Origin of the sequence: Brucella tritici (assembly GCF_902825325.1) — a bacterium.
In the GTDB taxonomy this organism is placed as follows: domain Bacteria; phylum Pseudomonadota; class Alphaproteobacteria; order Rhizobiales; family Rhizobiaceae; genus Brucella.
The window spans coordinates 1-19,014 of the sequence record NZ_CADEAR010000008.1 but is presented as its reverse complement, the minus strand read 5'-3'; the positions used below and the strand labels follow the sequence as shown (position 1 = coordinate 19,014).

The following is a 19,014-nucleotide window of genomic DNA, read 5'->3' as shown; positions in this document are numbered from 1 at the left end:
TTTTCAGTAAATGAGTTTGGTCAAAAAGTTCGCCACGGTGGCGTCAGGAACGCTGATGAGCCGCATTTTCGGCTTCACGCGCGAGATGTTCATGGCGGCAGCACTCGGCACCGGCCCGGTAGCCGACGCCTTCAACGCAGCCTTCCGTTTCCCGAACACATTCCGCAGGCTCTTTGCCGAAGGCGCGTTCAATTCAGCCTTCGTGCCGCTTTTTGCCAAGGAAATCGAAAAAAACGGCATGGATGGCGCGCGCCGTTTTTCCGAAGAAGTCTTCGGCGTGCTTTTCACCGTGCTTCTGTTCCTGACCATCGTGATGGAACTTTCGATGCCATTCATCGTGCGGACGGTGATCGCTCCGGGCTTCACTGACGATCCGGTGAAATTCGACAATACAGTGCGTCTCGCCGTCATCATGTTCCCCTATCTCGCCTGTATGTCGCTGGCCGCGATGATGGGGGGGATGCTCAATTCACTGCACCGCTATTTCGCGGCAGCCATTGCGCCGGTGTTCCTCAACATCATTCTGATCGGGGTGCTGGCTTTCGCATGGTGGCGGGGCTATGACGCGCTTTCAGTCGGCTATGGCCTTTCCTGGGGTGTTATGGCAGCAGGTCTGGTGCAGCTTGCCATCGTCTGGCTCGCCGTGCGCAATGCTGGCATCAAGATCGGCTTCCGCCGTCCTCGCCTGACAGCCAATGTCAAACGGCTGCTGGTGCTGGCGCTGCCTGCCGCCATCACCGGCGGCATCACGCAGATCAACCTTCTCATCAACACCAATATCGCGTCGGGCATGGAAGGTGCGGTGTCATCGCTCGTCTATGCGGACCGCATCTATCAGCTACCGCTCGGTGTCGTCGGCATCGCGGTCGCGACCGTGCTTCTGCCGGAACTGTCTCGCGCGTTGCGCGGCGGCCACATGAAGGAAGCGTCGAACCTTCAAAACCGCTCGGTCGAGTTCACATTGTTTCTGACGCTGCCAGCCGCTGCAGCTCTTCTGGTCATGTCGGAACCCATCGTCCGACTTCTGTTCGAACGTGGCAAGTTCAGCCCGGATTCCACGCTCGTCGTTTCCAATATTCTGGCGATCTATGGCCTTGGTCTGCCCGCTTTCGTATTGATCAAGGCGTTCATTCCCGGTTTCTTCGCCCGCGAGGATACACGCACGCCGATGATCTTCGCCGCCATTTCGGTGGCGGTGAACGTCTCGCTTGCCATCACGCTTTTCCCGCATTTCGGTCCGACCGGTATCGCCACGGCGGAAATCATCGCGGGCTGGGTCAACGCTGTCCTGCTGTTCGCCATGCTGGTAAAACGCGGCCATTGGGGACGGGATATTCCGCTGCTTACCCGTATTCCGCGCCTCCTCGTCGCTGCCGCGATCATGGCATTCGGTATTCATCACGCCATCGGCTATTTTGCGTATGAGCTTTCCTCCGCAGCGCCGCTTGTTGTGCGGGCGGGAACCGTTACCGCGATCGTCGTTGCGGCAATGGTGGTCTATTTTGGCTTTGCCTTCGGTCTTGGCGGCGCCAATACGGGAATGATCCGCCGCAACATCAAGCGCGGTGCAGCAAAGAAAGCCCCTGAAAGCGAGCAATAATTCACGCTTGAAAGGCGGCTGCGTCTCTGCGAAAAGACCAGCATTCAAAATCCCCGCTCTCCACCGGCGGGGCAATTTTCGTCACGCATTTCCGAACGCGAAACCGGTATCCACTTTCGCTGGAAATGCTCATTCAGGATAAAGCCATGAGCACGTTCAAACCGCTTGTTTTCTCCGGCGTCCAACCGACCGGAAATCTTCACCTCGGCAACTATCTGGGGGCGATCAAGCGGTGGGTCGAGGTTCAGGAGACGCAGGAATGCATCTATTGCGTCGTGGACATGCACGCGCTGACCATTTCGCCCGATCCGGCTGAGCTTATGCAATCGACCCGTGAAGTCACCGCAGCTTTCCTTGCTGCTGGCATCGACCCGAAGAGGAGCATCGTCTTCAACCAGAGCCGCGTCATGCAGCACGCGGAGCTGGCATGGGTGTTCAACTGCATTGCACGTATCGGCTGGATGAGCCGTATGACCCAGTTCAAGGACAAGGCAGGCAAGGACCGCGAAAATGCTTCGCTCGGCCTGTTCGCCTATCCAAGCCTGATGGCCGCCGACATTCTGCTTTACCGCGCCACTGCTGTCCCCGTTGGCGAGGACCAGAAGCAGCATCTGGAATTGACCCGCGATATCGCGCAGAAATTCAACAATGACTATTCCGACCGTATCGCTTCGCTCGGTGTGGGTGTGGATATGCAGGTGGGTGACGAGCAGGTTTCCGGCTTCTTCCCGATGACGGAACCGATGATTTCCGGTCCTGCGATGCGCATCATGTCACTGCGCGACGGCACCAAGAAGATGTCGAAGTCCGATCCGTCCGATCTGTCGCGCATCAACCTGATCGACGACGAAGAGACCATCACCAAGAAAATCCGCAAGGCAAAAACCGACTCGGACGGCCTGCCCACCGATCTCGACGGTCTCGCCGGTCGTCCGGAAGCCGATAATCTGGTTGGCATCTATGCAGCGCTTTCCTCTCAATCGAAGGAAGACGTGCTCAACGAATTCGGCGGACGCCAGTTCTCCGAATTCAAGGCATCGCTTGCAGATCTGGCCGTAGCGAAGCTTTCGCCGATCACCCATGAGATGCGCCGTCTGGTCGCTGATCCGGCTTACATCGACAGCGTTCTGCGCGACGGTGGTGAGCGGGCTGGCGTGATTGCCGAACAGACCATGCGTCATGTTCGCGACATCGTCGGCTGGCTGCAGAACTAAACTTCTCAATTATTGAAGGGGCGGCGGCACTTCTGCTGCCGCCCCGCTTCATTTGAGAATCGTCATCCGATCGTCAACCACCTAGGAGAGCACGTTTCGATCTGATTGAATCAGATCGGCGCGTCACATTTTTTGACGTGCATCTTGTCCGAAAACCGTTTCGCACTTTTCGGGATGCACTCTAAATGTCAGCTTGCAGACGGTTAATCCCGATGGCAAATTGCGGCCATGGTATCAAAACGACTTAGCCGGGAAGCCGGTCACCGCCGCAAGTTTCTTGCCGTCATCGATGAGACGCCCGAATGCGGGCGCGCCGTCGCCTATGCCGCGCGCCGTGCAAAAAATACGGGCGGCTCTCTCATCCTGCTTTTCGTGATTGATGACTCTGATTTCCAGCAAATTCTGGGCGTCGGCGAAATCATGCGTTCCGAAGCGCAGGATCGTGCTCGCGCAGCGCTGGAGAAATTCGCCGCAACCGTGCGTGCGGACCAAGGTATAGAGCCGGAAATCAGCATCCGTGAGGGCGAAACCGCCGAAGAGCTCATGTGTCTCATCGAGGAAGATCAGGATATCGCCATTCTGGTTCTGGCTGCTGGCTCCGGCAAGGAAGGTCCCGGTCCTCTCGTGCAATCGCTTGCCAGCCGCTCCCAGTTCCCGATCCCGGTTACCGTCATTCCGGCAGGTATGAGCGACGATGACATTGATGCGGTGACCTAATCACCCTATATTGATGATAACTGATACGCGCGAGATCGGGACAGGACTTGCTTCCATATGGATCTGCGCTTACGAAAATCGTTCCAAAATCTGAAAGCGGGACAACTGGCATGTTCATCCAGACTGAAACCACGCCCAACCCGGCGACCCTGAAGTTTCTTCCCGGCAAGGTGGTTATGCCGGAGGGCACCGCTGATTTTCGCGACCCGTCTACCGCAGGCAACACATCACCGCTCGCAGCCAAGCTTTTTTCAGTTCCGGGCGTGACCGGTGTTTTCTTCGGCTACGATTTTATTACTGTCACCAAGGACGATGGTGAATGGCAGCATCTGAAGCCCGCCATTCTTGGCACGATCATGGAACATTTCATGTCGGGCGCACCTGCAATGGCTGGCAACAGCAACGCAGACGCTGCCGCCGCTCATGGCGAAGAAGAATTTTTCGATGACGCCGATGCCGAAACCGTCGAGATCATCAAGGAACTGATCGAGACCCGCGTTCGCCCGGCAGTTGCACAGGACGGCGGTGATATCACGTTCCGTGGTTTCGAAAACGGTACCGTATTCCTGAACATGAAGGGTGCATGCTCTGGTTGCCCGTCATCGACGGCAACGCTGAAGCACGGAATTCAGAACCTCCTGCGCCATTTCGTGCCGGAAGTGCAGCAGGTCGAACAGATCTGATCTTATTGAGACTTGTAAAGAAAAAGGCCGCTTGAAGCGGCCTTTTTCATATCTGTCATCATCTGGACTTACTGCTTCACGATGACCTTGGCACCCTGTTCCGTGCGGTCGTAAAGATCCATGATGTCCTGATTCATGAGGCGGATGCAGCCGGAAGACATGGCCTTGCCGATGGACCACCATTCCGGCGTGCCGTGCAAACGATAGCCCGTGTCACCGCCCTTGTTGTAGAGGTACAGAGCCCGTGCACCGAGCGGATTGCGCAGGCCTGGGTCCATGCCGTTACGGTATTTCGCCAGTTCCGGCTGGCGCTTGATCATGGCGGAAGGTGGCGTCCAGGTCGGCCATTCCCGCTTCATGGCAACGCGCGCCGTACCGGACCATTCGAAACCTTCACGGCCGACACCAATGCCGTAACGCATGGCCTTGCCTTCTGGCATGATGAGATAAAGGAACTTTTCCCGCGTATCGACGATGATAGTGCCTGGCTTTTCATCCGTCGGATATTTGACGATCTGGCGGCGATATTGCGCCTGGATCTTTTCGCTCGGAATGGCCGGGACGACATAGCCAGCGTCACTGACCGAAGAATAGGAGGCAGTATAGAAAGTGCCGCCTACGGTCGAGCAGCCTGCCAATGCACCTACCAGAAAAAGAGCCGTCGTCAGTTTAAGGACGCGAGAATTCATGCATTCCCCCAGATTGGTTCATTCCGTCAATGGGACCACGATGGGCCGGAGATTGAAGCGAATCGCTCATTCTTGTCGAAGATGCGGTAGTATTGTTAACCAGGCGTTAACCGTAAATTGAAAATTCCTTGAATAAGACATTTTTTGGCCATGTTTTACCATGTTACCGCAGTTTTCGCGCCGAGCGCCCCAGTTTTCGGATTGTTTCGATCTCAATCCGCGCACAAACTACACCTATGCCAATCGTGATTCCCAACCAGACCCACCCTCTTTCCGACGGTCGACAGTCGGAGAACGCCATGCTGGTGCGGCGTGGCGTACAGCGTCTTTTTCTGGAAATGGGGCTTGCAACATTGCCCGAACTACCGCTGGTATCTGGCAGGCGCGCCGACCTGATCGCGGTCACTCGCAAGGGCGAAATCTGGATCGTGGAAATCAAATCCTCGATCGAGGACTGGAAGGCGGATCGTAAATGGCCCGAATATCGCGCTTATTGTGATCGACTGTTCTTCGCAACCCACCCGGCGGTGCCGCGCGAAATATTTCCGCAAGAATGCGGCTTCATTCTCTCTGATGGATATGGAGCGGAAATTCTGCGCGATGCACCGGAACATAAATTACCTGGCGCAACACGAAAGGCGCTGATGTTGCGCTTTGCGCGGGCGGGCGCCGTCCGCCTGACAATCGCCGAACTCGCCGGTCTCGATGTCCCCGAGACCGAAATAGATTGATTAGTGCGCATCCCGAAAAGTACGAAGCGGTTTTCGGAAGAAGATGCGCATAAAACTTAACGGGGCGCGCGCTTCGCCAGAATGCGCTGCAATGTACGGCGATGCATGTTGAGACGACGTGCGGTCTCGGAGACATTGCGCTCGCACATTTCATAGACGCGCTGGATATGTTCCCAGCGCACCCGGTCGGCCGACATGGGGTTTTCCGGCGGTGCAACCTTTTCACCGGGACGGCGGGTCAATGCCGCAAAGACCTCATCCGCATCGGCAGGCTTCGACAGATAGTCGATGGCACCGAGCTTAACGGCATTCACAGCGGTAGCGATATTGCCGTACCCGGTAAGAACGATGGCGCGCGTATCGGCACGACGCGAACGAATAGCTTCAATAATATCGAGACCGTTGCCGTCGCCGAGCCGCATATCAACGACCGCATAGGCCGGGGCAGCGGCCTTGGCGGCGGCGATGCCTTCCTCAACCGATTCCGCAGTCGTCACCTGAAAACCCCGGCTCTCCATGGCGCGGGCAAGGCGCTGCAAGAAGGGCTTGTCGTCATCAACCAGAAGGAGGGTCGGATCGTTGCCTATGGCTTCGGTGTCTTCCTGCTTCAAGTCGTCCATCGGGTGCTTCCTGCCTGTATTTTTCTTTCCTTATTGATACCCCTGCGTCAAAAAGTCAAATAGCCATTGAATTGTTGAAGCAATTTCAGCATTCACCCATTCGCAAGATTAGTGCAAACCTTTGTATTTTCAGAATATTTTGAAATGTGGACACGAGGATTTGATAGGAAAATCGTGTATTTGCCGCAACAGGCTTCAGGCGGACCAGTATTCCCGCGCCTCGTCGGATACCCCAGCCAGAAAATCATCCAGCTCCACGTGATCGATATGCGCACGCAGCGCCTTGGCAACGTCGTAAATGGCTGAATCCGGTGCAAAATTGTGATCTTTGCGCAAGGACTGCACTTCGCGGGTCATGGCTTGTCGGCTGTCGAATGGCCGTTTCGCCTCGCAAATATCCCAGTTCGCTACAAAAATAGCGCGAAGAACCGGCGGCAATATCGTGGCAAAGCGAATCGCTTGATCGACGTCCAACCGGTGACGAAAGGTGAGCAGCACAGCCTCCGCCATCGTATAGGCCTGATTGCGTGTGGCGAGCCCTGCCTCGTCCCGAGCCATATGGAGAAACTTGTCGAATTCCTCTGTCGCTCTTTGGATCTCAAGCGGTATCGTCATATGGCATCCTTCTTCAGCCGGATATGAATGCGGAACGCGGCCAAACCACTTTTACCTCTGCACCCTGCCCCGGATTGTTGCGATTGCGGAAGGTGATATGCGCACCCGAGCGTTCCAGCAGGGTTTTTGCGATGAACAGGCCGAGGCCAAGGCCACCGCCGTTCCGCGTGTTGTCGCGGCTCGTCATATAAGGCTCGCCGATACGGTCGAGAATTTCCGGCTTGAATCCTTCGCCGTCGTCCTGAATGGTCACACTCACATTGCCGTCCGTCCAGCCCCAGGTAACGTTGACCGTACCACGTGCGAAATCGACGGCATTTTCCACCAGATTGCCGAGGCCATACAGCAGGCCGGGATTGCGTCGGGTGACAGGCTCCGGTTTCGGGCCTTCCGTCTTTTGCACGTCGATCGTAATACCGAAGTTGCGATGCGGAGCGATCACCTCTTCGATGAGCGAAGAGAGTGGCAGGCGCGACATATGTTCCTCGCCTTCGGAGGACAGGCTGGTCAGTCGCTGAAGGATTTCCCGGCAACGCTGGGTTTGGGAATGGAGCAACGCAATGTCCTCGGCAAGGCCCAGATCTGTGGTACGGGCGCGCTGCATTTCCTTCACCACCAGTGCAATCGTCGCCAGTGGCGTGCCCAGTTCATGGGCAGCAGCCGCAGCCAGCCCATCCAGCGCCGACAAATGTTGTTCACGCTGGAGAATGAGTTCGGCAGCACTCAATGCATCGCCCAGCTGGCGCGCTTCTTCGGCGATGCGATAGGCATAAACACCAGTGAATCCGAGTGCCGAAATAATGGCGCACCAGATACCAATCACGAACAGGAATGGCAGGTCCAACGTTTCACCTGGATACCATGGCAGCGGCTCATGCCTGATAGTGAGCACCGAAGTACAGGCCACGACCAGCAGGGCGAGCACCAACGTATGGCGGGCGGAAAGCGACGTCGCCGAGATGATGACGGGCACGATCATCAAAATAATGAAAGGGTTCTGCAGCCCGCCGGTAAGATAGAGAAGCCCTGCCAGCTGCAGAACGTCGAACGCCAGAACCAGGCTTGCCGCTGCCGGATTGAGCCGATGGTTGGTCGGAAAACGGAAGGCCAGATAAAGATTGAGCCATGCTGAACAGGCGATCAGCGCAAAACAGATGCCAACAGCAAAAGGAAACTGCAAATAGAGCGCCACGAACATGACTGCGGCCGTCTGCCCGGCTATGGCCAGCCAGCGCACACGTATCAACGTGGTCAGGCGCGGACGGCGCGAAAGATTGGAAGCGCGATTCTCGAATTCTGCGTGCATGAGGTCCCTCGTCAGGGCCTCTTATGAGGCAAGCCCGAACCAGAAAGCAAGCGAAACTGCGTTATCCGGTCGCAGGGCGCCGTGGTGGGACCTATTGAGATTTTGATTATGACGTGCCGAAAATGGTGGCTTCGAGAACTGGTGAGGAATTCACTTTTGGATGCATCAGCACCGGAAGCGCCGAAGAGTGCCATTTGCAGGCGGTCAGAACCAAATATCTCAGGTTCCGCGCGGCTTGGCTCGACGGGTCGCTTCGGCATTGGCCGGATCTTCCGGCCAAACATGCTTCGGGTAGCGTCCACGCATGTCGGAACGCACATCCGCCCATGATCCCTTCCAGAAGCCGGGAAGATCGCGGGTAATCTGGATCGGGCGATGAGCCGGAGAGAGAAGCTCCAGCAAGAGCGGCACCTTGCCGTTGGCGATGGCCGGATGCACGCCAAGGCCGAACAGTTCCTGCACGCGGACTGCAATCACCGGCTCTTCGGTATCATAGCGGATTGGAATATTCGAGCCGGTGGGCACTTCGAAATGCGTCGGCGCAAGTTGGTCGACACTGCGCTGGAGATCGAAGGGTACGAGGCTCATCAGACCGTTCTTCAATACGTGTCCCGGAATGCGGTCAAGTTGGGCTTCACCCGTCAGGAAAGGCAGCAGCCAGTCGTCCAGCCTTTCGACAAGATAGTCATCGTTCATTGCAGGCCACGGATCGCCGAGGCCTCGATGCAGCCAGCCGAGGCGTCGGCGCAGAATATCGGCTTCTTTGCCCCACGGCAGAATATCGAGGCCATTTTCACGCACCGCGGCAATCACGCCTGCGTCGGCAGCACTCCCCGAAGGAGCGGCGAGCGGCTTTTCGGAGAGAGCTATTGCACCAATGCGCACAGCTTCACGAGCCCGCAAGGCATTCTTTTCCGGATCATAGACAACCTGTCTGCCGCTTTCGATCCTATTGCCAAGGGCAGCGCGGATTTCAGTTTCTGAAACTTCCGCAGCAGAAAGAATGCGGGCCCGCCCGGCTTTGCCTGACATATCGGCAACCACCAGCCATGCCGCCCGGCTGAGGCTGATAGCGGGGTCGACTTCGCCGCCACGCCCATTGGCAAGCAGGAATTGCCCCGTCTGGCCGCGTGCCTTCGCTATGCGGTCAGGATAAGCGTCGATAAGCATACGGCCAACGCTTGAGCCTGCCGCTTCACCCTTGTTCGGGACATTTGCTGCAAGTCGCCTTGCCAGCCCTTTTGCGCGCTGTGCACGATCCGAGCGGTCATTGCGGAACCGCGACATGCGTGTGTCGAGGTCAGTTTCATTGCCGCCAAGACCGCGCTCGGTCAGCAACACCGCGAGTTCGGCCGCCTTCTGCGCTTCACCGCGTTTGCCAGCTTCTGCCACCATATGCGCCAGACGTGCGGGCAGAGCCAAAGAACGCATCGCATCACCATCAGGCGTCAATCGTCCCGTCTCATCCAGAGCGCCAAGCCGCAGCAGAAGGGCTTTTGCTTCCTTCAGCGCAGGCTTGGGCGGAACATCGAGAAAACTGAGCGTTGCCGGATCAGTCACACCCCACGCAGCCGCATCGAGCACAAGCCCGGACAGGTCAGCTTCCAGAATTTCCGGTGGAGAAAAAGCGGGAAGCGACGCCGTTTGACCCTGATGCCAGAGCCGGATCGCAACACCAGGCTCCGTACGCCCCGCGCGACCCGCACGCTGATCGGCGCTCGCTCGTGAGGTGCGCACTGTTTCCAGCCGTGTCAGGCCAGTGGCAGGTTCGTATTTCGGCTGGCGCGCAAGCCCGCTGTCTATCACCACACGCACGCCATCAATCGTGATGGAGGTTTCGGCAATCGAGGTCGCCAGCACCACCTTGCGATAGCCCACCGGTGCAGGCTTGATTGCCGCATCCTGATCACGGCCTTCCATCGCCCCGTAAAGCGGGGCCAGATTGATATTGGCAGGGAGGAACTTTTCCAGAATGCCTGCCGTGCGCTCAATCTCGCCTTGCCCCGGCAGAAAAGCCAGAATGCTGCCGGTCTCGTCGGCCAATGCATCACGAATAGCACGCACCATCACGTCTTCGATCCGTTCATCTGCCTTGCGGTCGCGATAGCGGATATCGATGGGATAAGCGCGCCCCTCACTTTCAATCACCGGCACATCACCGAGAAGCGAAGCAACGCGAGCGCCATCGAGCGTCGCAGACATCACGAGTATCTTGAGGTCGTCGCGCAGTGCAGCCTGTACATCGAGCGCCAGCGCCAGACCGAAATCGGCATCGAGACTGCGTTCGTGGAACTCGTCAAACAAGACTGCGGCAACGCCCTTCAGGTCTGGATCGTCCAGAATCATGCGCGCAAAGACGCCCTCGGTGACGACAAGGATTTTCGTTTTCCCCGATACCTTGCTTTCAAGGCGCATCCGGTAGCCGACCGTTTCACCCGGCTCCTCGCCCAGAAGCTGCGCCATGCGGCGAGCGGCTGCGCGTGCCGCCAGACGACGCGGTTCAAGCAGCACGATCATGCCATCCTTGCGCCAATCCGCGTTCAGCATATGAATAGGCACCAGCGTCGTCTTGCCCGCACCGGGCGGCGCAACAAGAACCGTACTCGCATGATGCGCCAATGCCTCGTCAAGCTCAGGCAGAATTCGTGTCACAGGAAGATCGGGCAGACTCGTCAAAATAATTTCCGTCAGATAAGGCTTCCGCTTTCGTGCTTATCACACAGGGAACGCACATGATCCATATTCGAAAATCGAGCAAGGCCGATACGCCTGCACTTGTCGAAATCTGGCGCGCCAGCGTTCTCGCCACGCATGATTTCCTGAGCCGCGATGATTTTCTGGAAATCGAAAAGCTGGTGGCCGAGCAATATCTGCCGAATGTGGAAGTCTGGCTGATTGAAGACGCTGGCAAGCCGGTCGGCTTCATGGGTATGAGCGAGCGTCATATCGACAGCCTGTTCATCGCACCCAACCAGCGCGGCAACGGCATCGGCAAACAGATGATAGCATATGCAATAACTCTCGGCAGTCCGCTGACAGTCGATGTGAACGAGCAGAACCTGCAGGGTGTCGGCTTTTACCGACATATGGGATTTGTCGAAACCGGACGCTCAGAGACAGACGACCAGGGACGACCCTATCCACTCTTGCACTTGCGGTTGGCGACCGACAATTGACATACTCCCCTAGAGTATATAGATTTCGCTGAGATCGGGAGAATCCATGCCGCATTCACCGGAAGACAAGAAGCGCGCCTTGACGCGCCTGCGCCGCATTCGCGGACAGGCCGAAGCACTGGAGCGCGCGGTGGAGGCTGGCACGGAATGCGCAGCGTTGTTGCAGCAGATCGCGGCACTGCGGGGGGCTGCCAACGGGTTGATGGCGGAAGTACTGGAAAGTCATTTCCGCGAGACATTTGGGCAGGAAACCAAAGCTGATCCCGATACACAAATCGACGAAATCATGCGGATTCTACGCACCTACCTCAAATGAGTGCGTTGCTCTAAGATAGACTGAAGGGAGAAACATCGTCATGAAATCACGCGCAGCCGTTGCGTGGGAGGCAAAAAAGCCGCTCACCATCGAAACAGTCGAGATTGGCGGCCCACGGGCTGGCGAAGTGCTGGTCGAAATCATGGCGACGGGTGTTTGCCATACAGATGCCTACACCCTTTCAGGTCTCGATTCCGAAGGCAAGTTTCCGGCCATCCTCGGCCACGAAGGCGCGGGTATCGTGCGCGAAGTGGGAGCGGGCGTTACCTCGGTCAAGCCCGGCGACCATGTCATTCCGCTCTACACGCCGGAATGCCGCCAGTGCAAAACCTGCCTTTCGCAGCGCTCTAACCTCTGCACCTCGATCCGCGCGACGCAAGGTCAGGGCCTGATGCCGGACAAGACGACGCGCTTCTCCTGCGATGGCGGCGAAGTGTTCCATTATATGGGCTGCTCGACCTTCTCGAACTTCACCGTTCTGCCGGAAATTGCCGTCGCCAAGGTGCGTGAAGACGCGCCTTTCGACAAGATCTGCTATATCGGCTGTGGCGTGACGACCGGCATCGGTGCAGTGATCTACACGGCAAAAGTTCGTCCGGGTTCCAATGTCGTTGTGTTCGGGCTCGGCGGCATCGGCCTCAATGTCATTCAGGGCGCCCGTATGGTCGGTGCTGACAAGATCATCGGCGTGGACATCAATCCGTCCAAGGTCGAGATGGCGAAGAAATTCGGCATGACCGACTTCATCAATCCGCGCGAGATCGGCAATGACAAGGTGGTGCAGGCCATTCAGGATCTGACCGACGGCGGCGCGGACTATTCCTTCGACGCCACGGGCAATACCGATGTCATGCGTCAGGCGCTGGAATGCTGCCATCGCGGTTGGGGTGAATCGATCATCATCGGCGTGGCGGAAGCGGGCAAGGAAATCGCCACCCGCCCGTTCCAACTGGTCACTGGACGCGTCTGGAAAGGCACTGCATTCGGCGGCGCGCGCGGGCGCACCGACGTGCCGAAGATCGTCGACTGGTATATGGAGGGCAAGATCAATATCGATGATCTCATCACCCACACCATGCCGCTCGATGAAATCAACACTGCCTTCGATCTCATGCATGAAGGCAAGTCCATCCGTTCGGTGATTGTCTACTGATGAGTGACAAGTTTCTCGTTTCCCAATGGGACGAAATCGACAATCTGACCCCGCGCGCACTTTATGCGATGCTGAAACTGCGCGTGGATGTCTTTGTGGTCGAACAGAAATGTCCCTATCCGGAAATCGACGGCAAGGACGCCGAGGCGTTTCATTTGCGCATTCTCGACGGTGAGGAACTTGCAGCCAGCCTGCGAGTTCTACCGCCGGAACAGGATGGAAAGCCGGTGAAGATCGGACGCGTCGTCGTAGCGCCGGATTATCGCGGCTACAAGCTCGGTCAGCGCCTGATGAAAGAGGCCGTCGATTTTGCCCATGCCCGCTTTCCAGGCATCGCGATTGAGCTTGGAGGCCAGAGCCATTTGCAGAAATTCTATGGCTCGTTCGGCTTCGTAGCGATTTCCGACGAATATCTCGAAGACGGCATTCCACACGTCGATATGCGATTGGAACCAAGGGAAACGGTTGCCTGATGTTTCTGCTGCGCCGCCATATGTCGTTCTATCTTGGCGCTCTCGGCGGCGTGACAGCATTCATCATTGCCTGGCTTCTTAGAAGCCCGCTTGCGCCAGTCATCGGCGCTAACTGCTTCTTCGTGCTCTATCTGGGGCTGTCTGCCTCTGCCCTGCCGAAACTCACGGCCAGCTTTTTGAAAAAGCACGCCGCAAGCGCTGACGAACCCGTCTGGATCATCTTTCTGGTGACATTTGCAACAGTTCTCGTCGCAATCGTCTCTCTGTTTATTCTCATCAACAGCGAGACAAAGGCCGATACATTCTCGCTGGTCATGACACTCGCGTCTGTGCCACTCGGCTGGTTCACCATCCATATGATGACGGCGATCCACTACGCGCATGTCTATTGGCAGCCGGGTGAACCGGCTGGCGACGATACCAGCCATGCCAGCCGTTATCGTGGCGGCTTTGAATTCCCCGGAACCACTGAACCCTCCGGGTGGGATTTTGCCTATTTCGCCTATGTCATCGGCATGACGGCACAAACGTCCGACACGAGCGTGACGACGCCTGCCATGCGCAGGGTCACGCTGCTGCACAGCATCGTCTCCTTCTTCTTCAATACCGTGCTGGTCGCCGCTTCCGTCAATGTTGCGGTGGCGCTCGGAAGCTGAACAAAACCGAGGTTCTTTCATGGAAACCATTTCGACCGCCAAGTGCTTTGATGGAACGCAAGGTGTCTATCGCCACAAAAGCGAGACGAACCAGTGCGACATGACCTTTGCCGTCTTCCTGCCACCGCAGGCTAAGGATGGGCCGGTGCCCGTATTATGGTATCTGTCCGGCCTCACTTGCACGCATCAGAACGTGATGGACAAAGGTGAATATCGGCAAATGGCAGCAGAATTGGGAATTGCCGTCATTTGCCCCGATACGAGCCCGCGCGGTGATGACATTCCGGATGAGCCGGACAACTGGCAATTCGGCAAGGGTGCCGGTTTTTATGTCGATGCCACGCAAGAACCTTTCGCCACGAACTACCAGATGTATAGCTACATAACCGAAGAGCTGACCGATCTGGTGGCGCGCGAATTTCCGCTCGATATGGCGAGGCAGGCAATCACTGGTCATTCCATGGGCGGTCATGGCGCGCTAACCATTGCGCTGAAAAACCCGGACCGTTTCAAATCAGCATCTGCATTTGCACCCATTGTCCAGCCTTCAACGGCAGGCTGGTCCAGACCGGCGCTGGAAAAATATCTCGGACCGGAAGAACGGGCCTGGCGCGCCTATGATGCCACGCTTTTGATCGAAGACGGCTATCGGTTCCCAGAGTTTCTGGTTGATCAAGGCACCGCGGATGGCTTTCTCGATGAAGGCTTGCGTCCGTGGCTTCTGGAACAGGCATGCAAAAAGGCAGGCATTCCCCTCACGCTCAATATGCGTGAAGGCTATGACCATTCCTATTTCTTCATCTCGACCGTCATGGACGACCACTTGAAATGGCATGCTGACCGGTTGAAAAGCTAATCAGCGCTTCAAAACCTTCATCGGCAGACCGCCCTGAGGCTGGGTCGTGAGCTTTTGCACTGGCCACGGCTTAGTTGTGTCCAGCACCTCGAAGCGGCGTCCGTCGAGCAGGATGGCAAGCGCAATCACAGCCTCCTGCAAGGCAAAACTCGCGCCGATGCAGACGCGCGGGCCTGCGCCGAAGGGTAGATACTGAAAGCGATCCAGCCTGTCACGGTTTTCTGACCAGAAACGTTCAGGCATGAAAGCGTCCGGCTGGTCCCAATAGAGCCTATGGCGATGAATGACCCACGGCATGACCAGCACGGTCGCGCCCTTCGGGATTTTCAGATCGTCATACTTATCGTCGGTCGCCGCCTCGCGGTTGATCGACGGCGCAGGCGGATAAAGCCGCATTGCTTCTTCAAAAGCCGCACGCGTGAAGGGCAGCGAGGCCAGCCATTCCTGCGGCGGCAGATCCCGTCCACCTTTTGCAAAAAAGCCGTCGATTTCCAGTTCAATACGGTCGCGCTCTTGCGGCGCCTTCGCGAGCAGATAAAGCGTCCAGCCGAGTGCGCGGGCGGTCGTCTCGTGACCGGCACCAATGAAGGTGATGATGTTGTCTTCGATTTCGGAGCGGCTCAGGCCGTCCGGTCCTTCGGCGCGCAGAAGCAAAGTGAGGAAGTCGCTCGGCACATCTTCCTGCCTGTCCATGCGCGTTTTACGCAGCGCGATGGTGTTTGAGACCAGTTCGCGGAAGAAACCCAGCGATTGCTGTCCACGCAACCGCGTGAGGCGCGGCAGCCAGTCGGGCAGTCCCAGAAGGTCGAACGGATCGACCCGTCCCATGGTCTCGAACAGCTTGTCGATCTGATGTGCGAAATCGTTTGGATCGCCTGCAATCTCTCCCGAGAATAGCGTCTCGGCCAGAATATCATAGGTCAGGAGCGTCATGTCATGGGCGACATCGGTGATCGTGCCGGGGGTCTTGTATCGCTCGACGAACTGGAGCGACCGGTCGCGCATGGTTTCAGCAAAACCGCCGATATGGCGCGGGGTAAAAACCGGCGCCATGGCCTTTCGCGACCGCTTCCATACCTGGCCTTCCGCCGTCAGCAGACCATCACGCAACAGGGGGCGCAGCACGCGCTGGCGAATGGCGGACATGGGATAATTGGCGGCATTGTCGACCAGCACATGGCGGATCAGCCCCGGATCGTTGGCGATGATGGTTTTCATGCCGAACCAGCTGACGGAAATCCACCGCTCGTTATAGGAAGGCTCGCCCCAAAGCTCGAGCGGGTTCTTGTAGACGACCCGCATCATCTCGAAACGCCCTACCGGTTTTTCGCGCGGACGCGGTGCGGGCGGCACGAATGGACTTGGTCTTTCGTTCATCACGTTCGCAATTTCCATCAAGCGTTCCTTTCGTCATAAAACAGGTCGAGAACGCCCCCGTCAAACCGGATATAAGCGTCAATTGTGGCGGTTCCAGAAGCCAAGTGGCACCGCTACTGTTCACATATGAACCAACTGCCGGAATCCCCGGTAAATTTACCGCCAGAATTTGGAAAAAAAGCCTTTAGCACCTATATTAAAGCCATGTTTGTCGCGTGATTCGACATATCTTTGAAGCTGCATTCGCAGCGCGTTTTTCGAAAGATTTTCATGAGCGAGATGCCCGAGATGAATTCCGAAGCCCCCGCCGAGTATGGCGCGGATTCCATTCGTGTCCTGAAAGGTCTGGATGCTGTTCGCAAGCGCCCCGGCATGTATATCGGTGACACGGATGACGGCTCCGGCCTGCATCATATGGTCTACGAGGTCGTGGACAATGCGATCGACGAAGCGCTGGCAGGACATGCCACGCTTGTCACGGTCGCCCTCAATCCGGACGGGTCCTGCACCGTGACCGATAACGGTCGCGGCATCCCGACCGACATCCATAAGGAAGAAGGCGTTTCGGCGGCGGAGGTCATCATGACCCAGCTCCACGCAGGCGGTAAGTTCGACCAGAATTCCTACAAGGTTTCCGGTGGCTTGCATGGCGTCGGCGTATCGGTGGTGAACGCGCTGTCGATCTGGCTGAAGCTGAAGATCCGCCGCTCCGGCAAGATTCATGAGATGAGCTTTACCCATGGCGTGGCCGATGCTCCGCTCGTGGTAACCGGTGATGCTGGTGCGGAGACGGGTACAGAAGTCAGCTTCCTGCCCTCGCCTGATACCTTCAGCATGGTCGAATTCGATTTCGACACGCTGGAACGCCGCCTGCGCGAACTCGCCTTCCTCAATTCCGGTGTACGCATCAAGCTCACCGACCGCCGCCATGCGGATGTCGTTGAGCATGAGTTGCACTATGATGGCGGGCTTGTGGAGTTCGTGAAATATATCGACCAGAGCAAAAAATCGCTTCTGGAAGAGCCGATCTATATCCGCAGTGAAAAAGACGGCATGACGGTTGAAGTCGCCATGTGGTGGAACGATTCCTACCACGAGAAGGTACTGTGCTTCACCAACAACATCCCGCAGCGCGACGGCGGCACGCATCTGGCCGGTTTCCGCGGCGCGCTGACCCGTCAGGTGACGGGCTATGCCGATGCTTCGGGCATGACCAAGAAGGAAAAGGTGCAGCTTACCGGCGATGACTGCCGCGAAGGCCTGACCGCCGTTCTTTCGGTCAAGGTTCCCGATCCTAAGTTTTCGTCGCAAACCAAGGACAAGCTGGTTTCCTCGGAAGTTCGCCCGGTTGTGGAAAGCCTCGTCAACGAAGCACTTTCCACATGGCTTGAAGAACATCCGGCTGGCGGCAAGATCGTGGTCGAAAAGGTCATTCAGGCCGCTGCTGCCCGTGAAGCCGCCCGCAAGGCGCGTGACATCACCCGCAAGAGCAATCTGAGCGTGACGTCCTTGCCCGGCAAGCTTGCCGACTGTCAAGAGCGCGATCCGGCCAAGTCTGAAATCTTCATCGTCGAGGGTGACTCGGCAGGTGGTTCCGCCAAGAGCGGTCGTTCGCGCCAGAACCAGGCCATTCTGCCGCTGCGCGGCAAGATTCTGAATGTGGAACGCGTCCGCTTCGACCGCATGATCTCGTCCGACCAGGTCGGCACGCTCATTACTGCGCTCGGCACATCGATCGGCAAGGATGAAACGCACGGCTTCAACCCGGACAAGCTGCGCTATCACAAGATCATCATCATGACCGATGCTGACGTCGATGGCGCGCATATCCGTACATTGCTGCTGACCTTCTTCTTCCGCCAGATGCCGGAACTGATCGAGCGCGGCCATATCTATATTGCGCAGCCGCCGCTCTATAAGGTGTCGCGCGGCAAGTCCTCGCAATACATCAAGAACGAGGCCGCCTTCGAAGACTTCCTCATCGAGACAGGTCTTGAAGAAGCCACGCTGGAAATGGCAAGCGGCGAAGTTCGCGCCGGGCCGGACCTGCGTTCGGTTGTGGAAGATGCCCGCACCATGCGTCAGCTTCTGACCGGTCTTCACACGCGCTATGATCGTCGCGTGGTGGAACAGGCGGCCATTGCCGGGCTGCTGAACCCGGATGCCTCGAAAGACAATTCAACCGCACAGCGTTCTGCCGATATTGTTGCAAAGCGTCTCGACATGATCTCGGAAGAAACCGAGCGTGGCTGGGAAGCACATGTAACGGAAGATGGTGGCTATCGCTTCGAGCGCATGGTGCGTGGCGTGAAGGATGTTGCCATTCTCGACATGGCGCTGCTCGGTTCTGCCGATGCCCGCCAGATCGACCGCGTGGCTGCACGCCTGTCGGAAGTCTTTGCCGAGCCACCGGTGCTGCGTCGCAAGGACAAGGTGGAGACACTTTCTGGCCCGATGGGCCTGCTCGATGCGATCTTTGCGACGGGCCGCAAGGGCCTGACCCTGCAGCGTTATAAAGGCTTGGGCGAAATGAACGCCGAGCAGCTTTGGGAAACCACACTCGATCCGAATGTGCGTTCACTGCTGCAAGTCAAGGTGACGGATGCAACCGACGCCGATTCACTCTTCACGCGCCTCATGGGCGACGAGGTCGAACCGCGTCGCGAATTCATTCAGGAAAACGCACTGAGCGTTGCCAATCTGGACGTTTGATAAAGAAAAACCCCGAAAGGCCGGATAGCCTCTCGGGGTTTTGATCGGGTAGGAGGGCATTTTAGGCCCTCCTCCCACACCACCGTACGTACGGTTCCGTATACGGCGGTTCATGAAGCG

Annotated in this window: 18 protein-coding genes; 12 read left to right on the top strand and 6 right to left on the bottom strand. The window is 57.3% G+C overall.

The features are described 5' to 3' along the window. The first annotated feature begins 10 nt into the window (after positions 1 to 10). From murJ to HWX93_RS13050, 4 genes are all read left to right on the top strand, one after another. The gene (murJ, locus tag HWX93_RS13065) at positions 11 to 1,600 is read left to right on the top strand and encodes a murein biosynthesis integral membrane protein MurJ (protein WP_176037579.1); all 1,590 of its coding nucleotides are present in this window, start codon (positions 11 to 13) and stop codon (positions 1,598 to 1,600) included. A gap of 146 nt (positions 1,601 to 1,746) precedes the next feature. Then, complete coding sequence (gene trpS / locus HWX93_RS13060) at positions 1,747 to 2,814, top strand: tryptophan--tRNA ligase (protein WP_109985880.1); 1,068 nt, start codon at positions 1,747 to 1,749, stop codon at positions 2,812 to 2,814. A 228-nt stretch (positions 2,815 to 3,042) separates the two neighbouring features. Beyond that, positions 3,043 to 3,531: a universal stress protein gene (locus HWX93_RS13055; RefSeq protein WP_109985879.1), complete on the top strand. Its 489-nt coding sequence runs from the start codon at positions 3,043 to 3,045 to the stop codon at positions 3,529 to 3,531. Positions 3,532 to 3,641: 110 nt separating this feature from the next. Next, on the top strand, positions 3,642 to 4,214 hold the full coding sequence (locus HWX93_RS13050) for a NifU family protein (RefSeq protein ID WP_109985878.1): 573 nt from the start codon (positions 3,642 to 3,644) through the stop codon (positions 4,212 to 4,214). Positions 4,215 to 4,282: 68 nt separating this feature from the next. Here HWX93_RS13050 and HWX93_RS13045 read toward each other — a convergent pair whose 3' ends face one another. Further along, positions 4,283 to 4,903 carry a L,D-transpeptidase gene (locus tag HWX93_RS13045; protein WP_109985877.1) on the bottom strand — a complete coding sequence of 207 codons (621 nt, stop codon included), beginning with the start codon at positions 4,901 to 4,903 and terminating at the stop codon, positions 4,283 to 4,285. 236 nt (positions 4,904 to 5,139) lie between these two features. Here HWX93_RS13045 and HWX93_RS13040 point away from each other — a divergent pair, with 236 nt between their 5' ends. Next, entirely contained in the window at positions 5,140 to 5,634 is a 495-nt protein-coding gene (locus HWX93_RS13040) for an MmcB family DNA repair protein (RefSeq protein WP_109985876.1), read from the top strand. 56 nt (positions 5,635 to 5,690) lie between these two features. On the opposite strand, the gene regA is transcribed toward HWX93_RS13040, so the two are convergent. The 4 genes from regA to hrpB form a co-directional block, all read right to left on the bottom strand. Further along, positions 5,691 to 6,254, bottom strand: coding sequence for a global response regulator transcription factor RegA (regA, locus tag HWX93_RS13035; RefSeq protein ID WP_006465866.1), 564 nt, complete (start codon positions 6,252 to 6,254; stop codon positions 5,691 to 5,693). Between the two features lie 195 nt (positions 6,255 to 6,449). Beyond that, positions 6,450 to 6,869 (bottom strand): DUF2267 domain-containing protein, encoded by a 420-nt coding sequence (locus tag HWX93_RS13030; protein ID WP_176037578.1) that lies wholly within the window; start codon positions 6,867 to 6,869, stop codon positions 6,450 to 6,452. A 13-nt stretch (positions 6,870 to 6,882) separates the two neighbouring features. After that, entirely contained in the window at positions 6,883 to 8,175 is a 1,293-nt protein-coding gene (locus tag HWX93_RS13025) for an ActS/PrrB/RegB family redox-sensitive histidine kinase (protein WP_176037577.1), read from the bottom strand. A 219-nt stretch (positions 8,176 to 8,394) separates the two neighbouring features. After that, positions 8,395 to 10,851 carry an ATP-dependent helicase HrpB gene (gene hrpB / locus HWX93_RS13020; protein WP_176037576.1) on the bottom strand — a complete coding sequence of 819 codons (2,457 nt, stop codon included), beginning with the start codon at positions 10,849 to 10,851 and terminating at the stop codon, positions 8,395 to 8,397. A 56-nt stretch (positions 10,852 to 10,907) separates the two neighbouring features. Between hrpB and HWX93_RS13015 the strand changes: the two genes are divergently transcribed. The 6 genes from HWX93_RS13015 to fghA are packed head-to-tail and all read left to right on the top strand — an operon-like array spanning position 10,908 to position 14,805. After that, positions 10,908 to 11,351, top strand: coding sequence for an acetyltransferase (locus tag HWX93_RS13015; RefSeq protein ID WP_176037575.1), 444 nt, complete (start codon positions 10,908 to 10,910; stop codon positions 11,349 to 11,351). Positions 11,352 to 11,397: 46 nt separating this feature from the next. Further along, positions 11,398 to 11,667 carry a metal/formaldehyde-sensitive transcriptional repressor gene (locus HWX93_RS13010; RefSeq protein WP_010657981.1) on the top strand — a complete coding sequence of 90 codons (270 nt, stop codon included), beginning with the start codon at positions 11,398 to 11,400 and terminating at the stop codon, positions 11,665 to 11,667. Positions 11,668 to 11,707: 40 nt separating this feature from the next. Continuing rightward, the gene (locus HWX93_RS13005; RefSeq protein ID WP_109985870.1) at positions 11,708 to 12,820 is read left to right on the top strand and encodes an S-(hydroxymethyl)glutathione dehydrogenase/class III alcohol dehydrogenase; all 1,113 of its coding nucleotides are present in this window, start codon (positions 11,708 to 11,710) and stop codon (positions 12,818 to 12,820) included. Beyond that, a complete protein-coding gene (locus HWX93_RS13000; RefSeq protein WP_176037574.1) occupies positions 12,820 to 13,293 on the top strand; it encodes a GNAT family N-acetyltransferase in 474 nt (157 codons plus the stop codon). The genes HWX93_RS13005 and HWX93_RS13000 overlap by 1 nt, the downstream gene beginning before the upstream one ends. Next, positions 13,293 to 13,949: a DUF1345 domain-containing protein gene (locus tag HWX93_RS12995; protein WP_176037573.1), complete on the top strand. Its 657-nt coding sequence runs from the start codon at positions 13,293 to 13,295 to the stop codon at positions 13,947 to 13,949. The genes HWX93_RS13000 and HWX93_RS12995 overlap by 1 nt, the downstream gene beginning before the upstream one ends. Positions 13,950 to 13,968: 19 nt before the next feature. Beyond that, positions 13,969 to 14,805 (top strand): S-formylglutathione hydrolase, encoded by an 837-nt coding sequence (fghA, locus tag HWX93_RS12990; protein WP_176037572.1) that lies wholly within the window; start codon positions 13,969 to 13,971, stop codon positions 14,803 to 14,805. On the opposite strand, the gene HWX93_RS12985 is transcribed toward fghA, so the two are convergent. Continuing rightward, a complete protein-coding gene (locus HWX93_RS12985) occupies positions 14,806 to 16,200 on the bottom strand; it encodes a cytochrome P450 (protein WP_176037571.1) in 1,395 nt (464 codons plus the stop codon). Positions 16,201 to 16,452: 252 nt separating this feature from the next. Between HWX93_RS12985 and gyrB the strand changes: the two genes are divergently transcribed. Beyond that, entirely contained in the window at positions 16,453 to 18,894 is a 2,442-nt protein-coding gene (gene gyrB / locus HWX93_RS12980; RefSeq protein ID WP_176037570.1) for a DNA topoisomerase (ATP-hydrolyzing) subunit B, read from the top strand. Positions 18,895 to 19,014 lie beyond the last annotated feature (120 nt).

Bases quoted from the DNA above. Each gene is read 5' to 3' on its own strand.
- HWX93_RS13040 (WP_109985876.1), top strand. From the start codon at position 5,140: ATGCCAATCGTGATTCCCAACCAGACCCACCCTCTTTCCGACGGTCGA.
- HWX93_RS13050 (WP_109985878.1), top strand. From the start codon at position 3,642: ATGTTCATCCAGACTGAAACCACGCCCAACCCGGCGACCCTGAAGTTT.
- HWX93_RS13010 (WP_010657981.1), top strand. From the start codon at position 11,398: ATGCCGCATTCACCGGAAGACAAGAAGCGCGCCTTGACGCGCCTGCGC.
- HWX93_RS13055 (WP_109985879.1), top strand. From the start codon at position 3,043: ATGGTATCAAAACGACTTAGCCGGGAAGCCGGTCACCGCCGCAAGTTT.
- HWX93_RS12995 (WP_176037573.1), top strand. From the start codon at position 13,293: ATGTTTCTGCTGCGCCGCCATATGTCGTTCTATCTTGGCGCTCTCGGC.
- regA (WP_006465866.1), bottom strand. From the start codon at position 6,254: ATGGACGACTTGAAGCAGGAAGACACCGAAGCCATAGGCAACGATCCG.
- HWX93_RS13015 (WP_176037575.1), top strand. From the start codon at position 10,908: ATGATCCATATTCGAAAATCGAGCAAGGCCGATACGCCTGCACTTGTC.
- gyrB (WP_176037570.1), top strand. From the start codon at position 16,453: ATGAGCGAGATGCCCGAGATGAATTCCGAAGCCCCCGCCGAGTATGGC.
- HWX93_RS13030 (WP_176037578.1), bottom strand. From the start codon at position 6,869: ATGACGATACCGCTTGAGATCCAAAGAGCGACAGAGGAATTCGACAAG.
- HWX93_RS13005 (WP_109985870.1), top strand. From the start codon at position 11,708: ATGAAATCACGCGCAGCCGTTGCGTGGGAGGCAAAAAAGCCGCTCACC.
- HWX93_RS13045 (WP_109985877.1), bottom strand. From the start codon at position 4,903: ATGAATTCTCGCGTCCTTAAACTGACGACGGCTCTTTTTCTGGTAGGT.
- HWX93_RS13000 (WP_176037574.1), top strand. From the start codon at position 12,820: ATGAGTGACAAGTTTCTCGTTTCCCAATGGGACGAAATCGACAATCTG.
- trpS (WP_109985880.1), top strand. From the start codon at position 1,747: ATGAGCACGTTCAAACCGCTTGTTTTCTCCGGCGTCCAACCGACCGGA.
- HWX93_RS12985 (WP_176037571.1), bottom strand. From the start codon at position 16,200: ATGGAAATTGCGAACGTGATGAACGAAAGACCAAGTCCATTCGTGCCG.
- murJ (WP_176037579.1), top strand. From the start codon at position 11: ATGAGTTTGGTCAAAAAGTTCGCCACGGTGGCGTCAGGAACGCTGATG.
- HWX93_RS13025 (WP_176037577.1), bottom strand. From the start codon at position 8,175: ATGCACGCAGAATTCGAGAATCGCGCTTCCAATCTTTCGCGCCGTCCG.
- fghA (WP_176037572.1), top strand. From the start codon at position 13,969: ATGGAAACCATTTCGACCGCCAAGTGCTTTGATGGAACGCAAGGTGTC.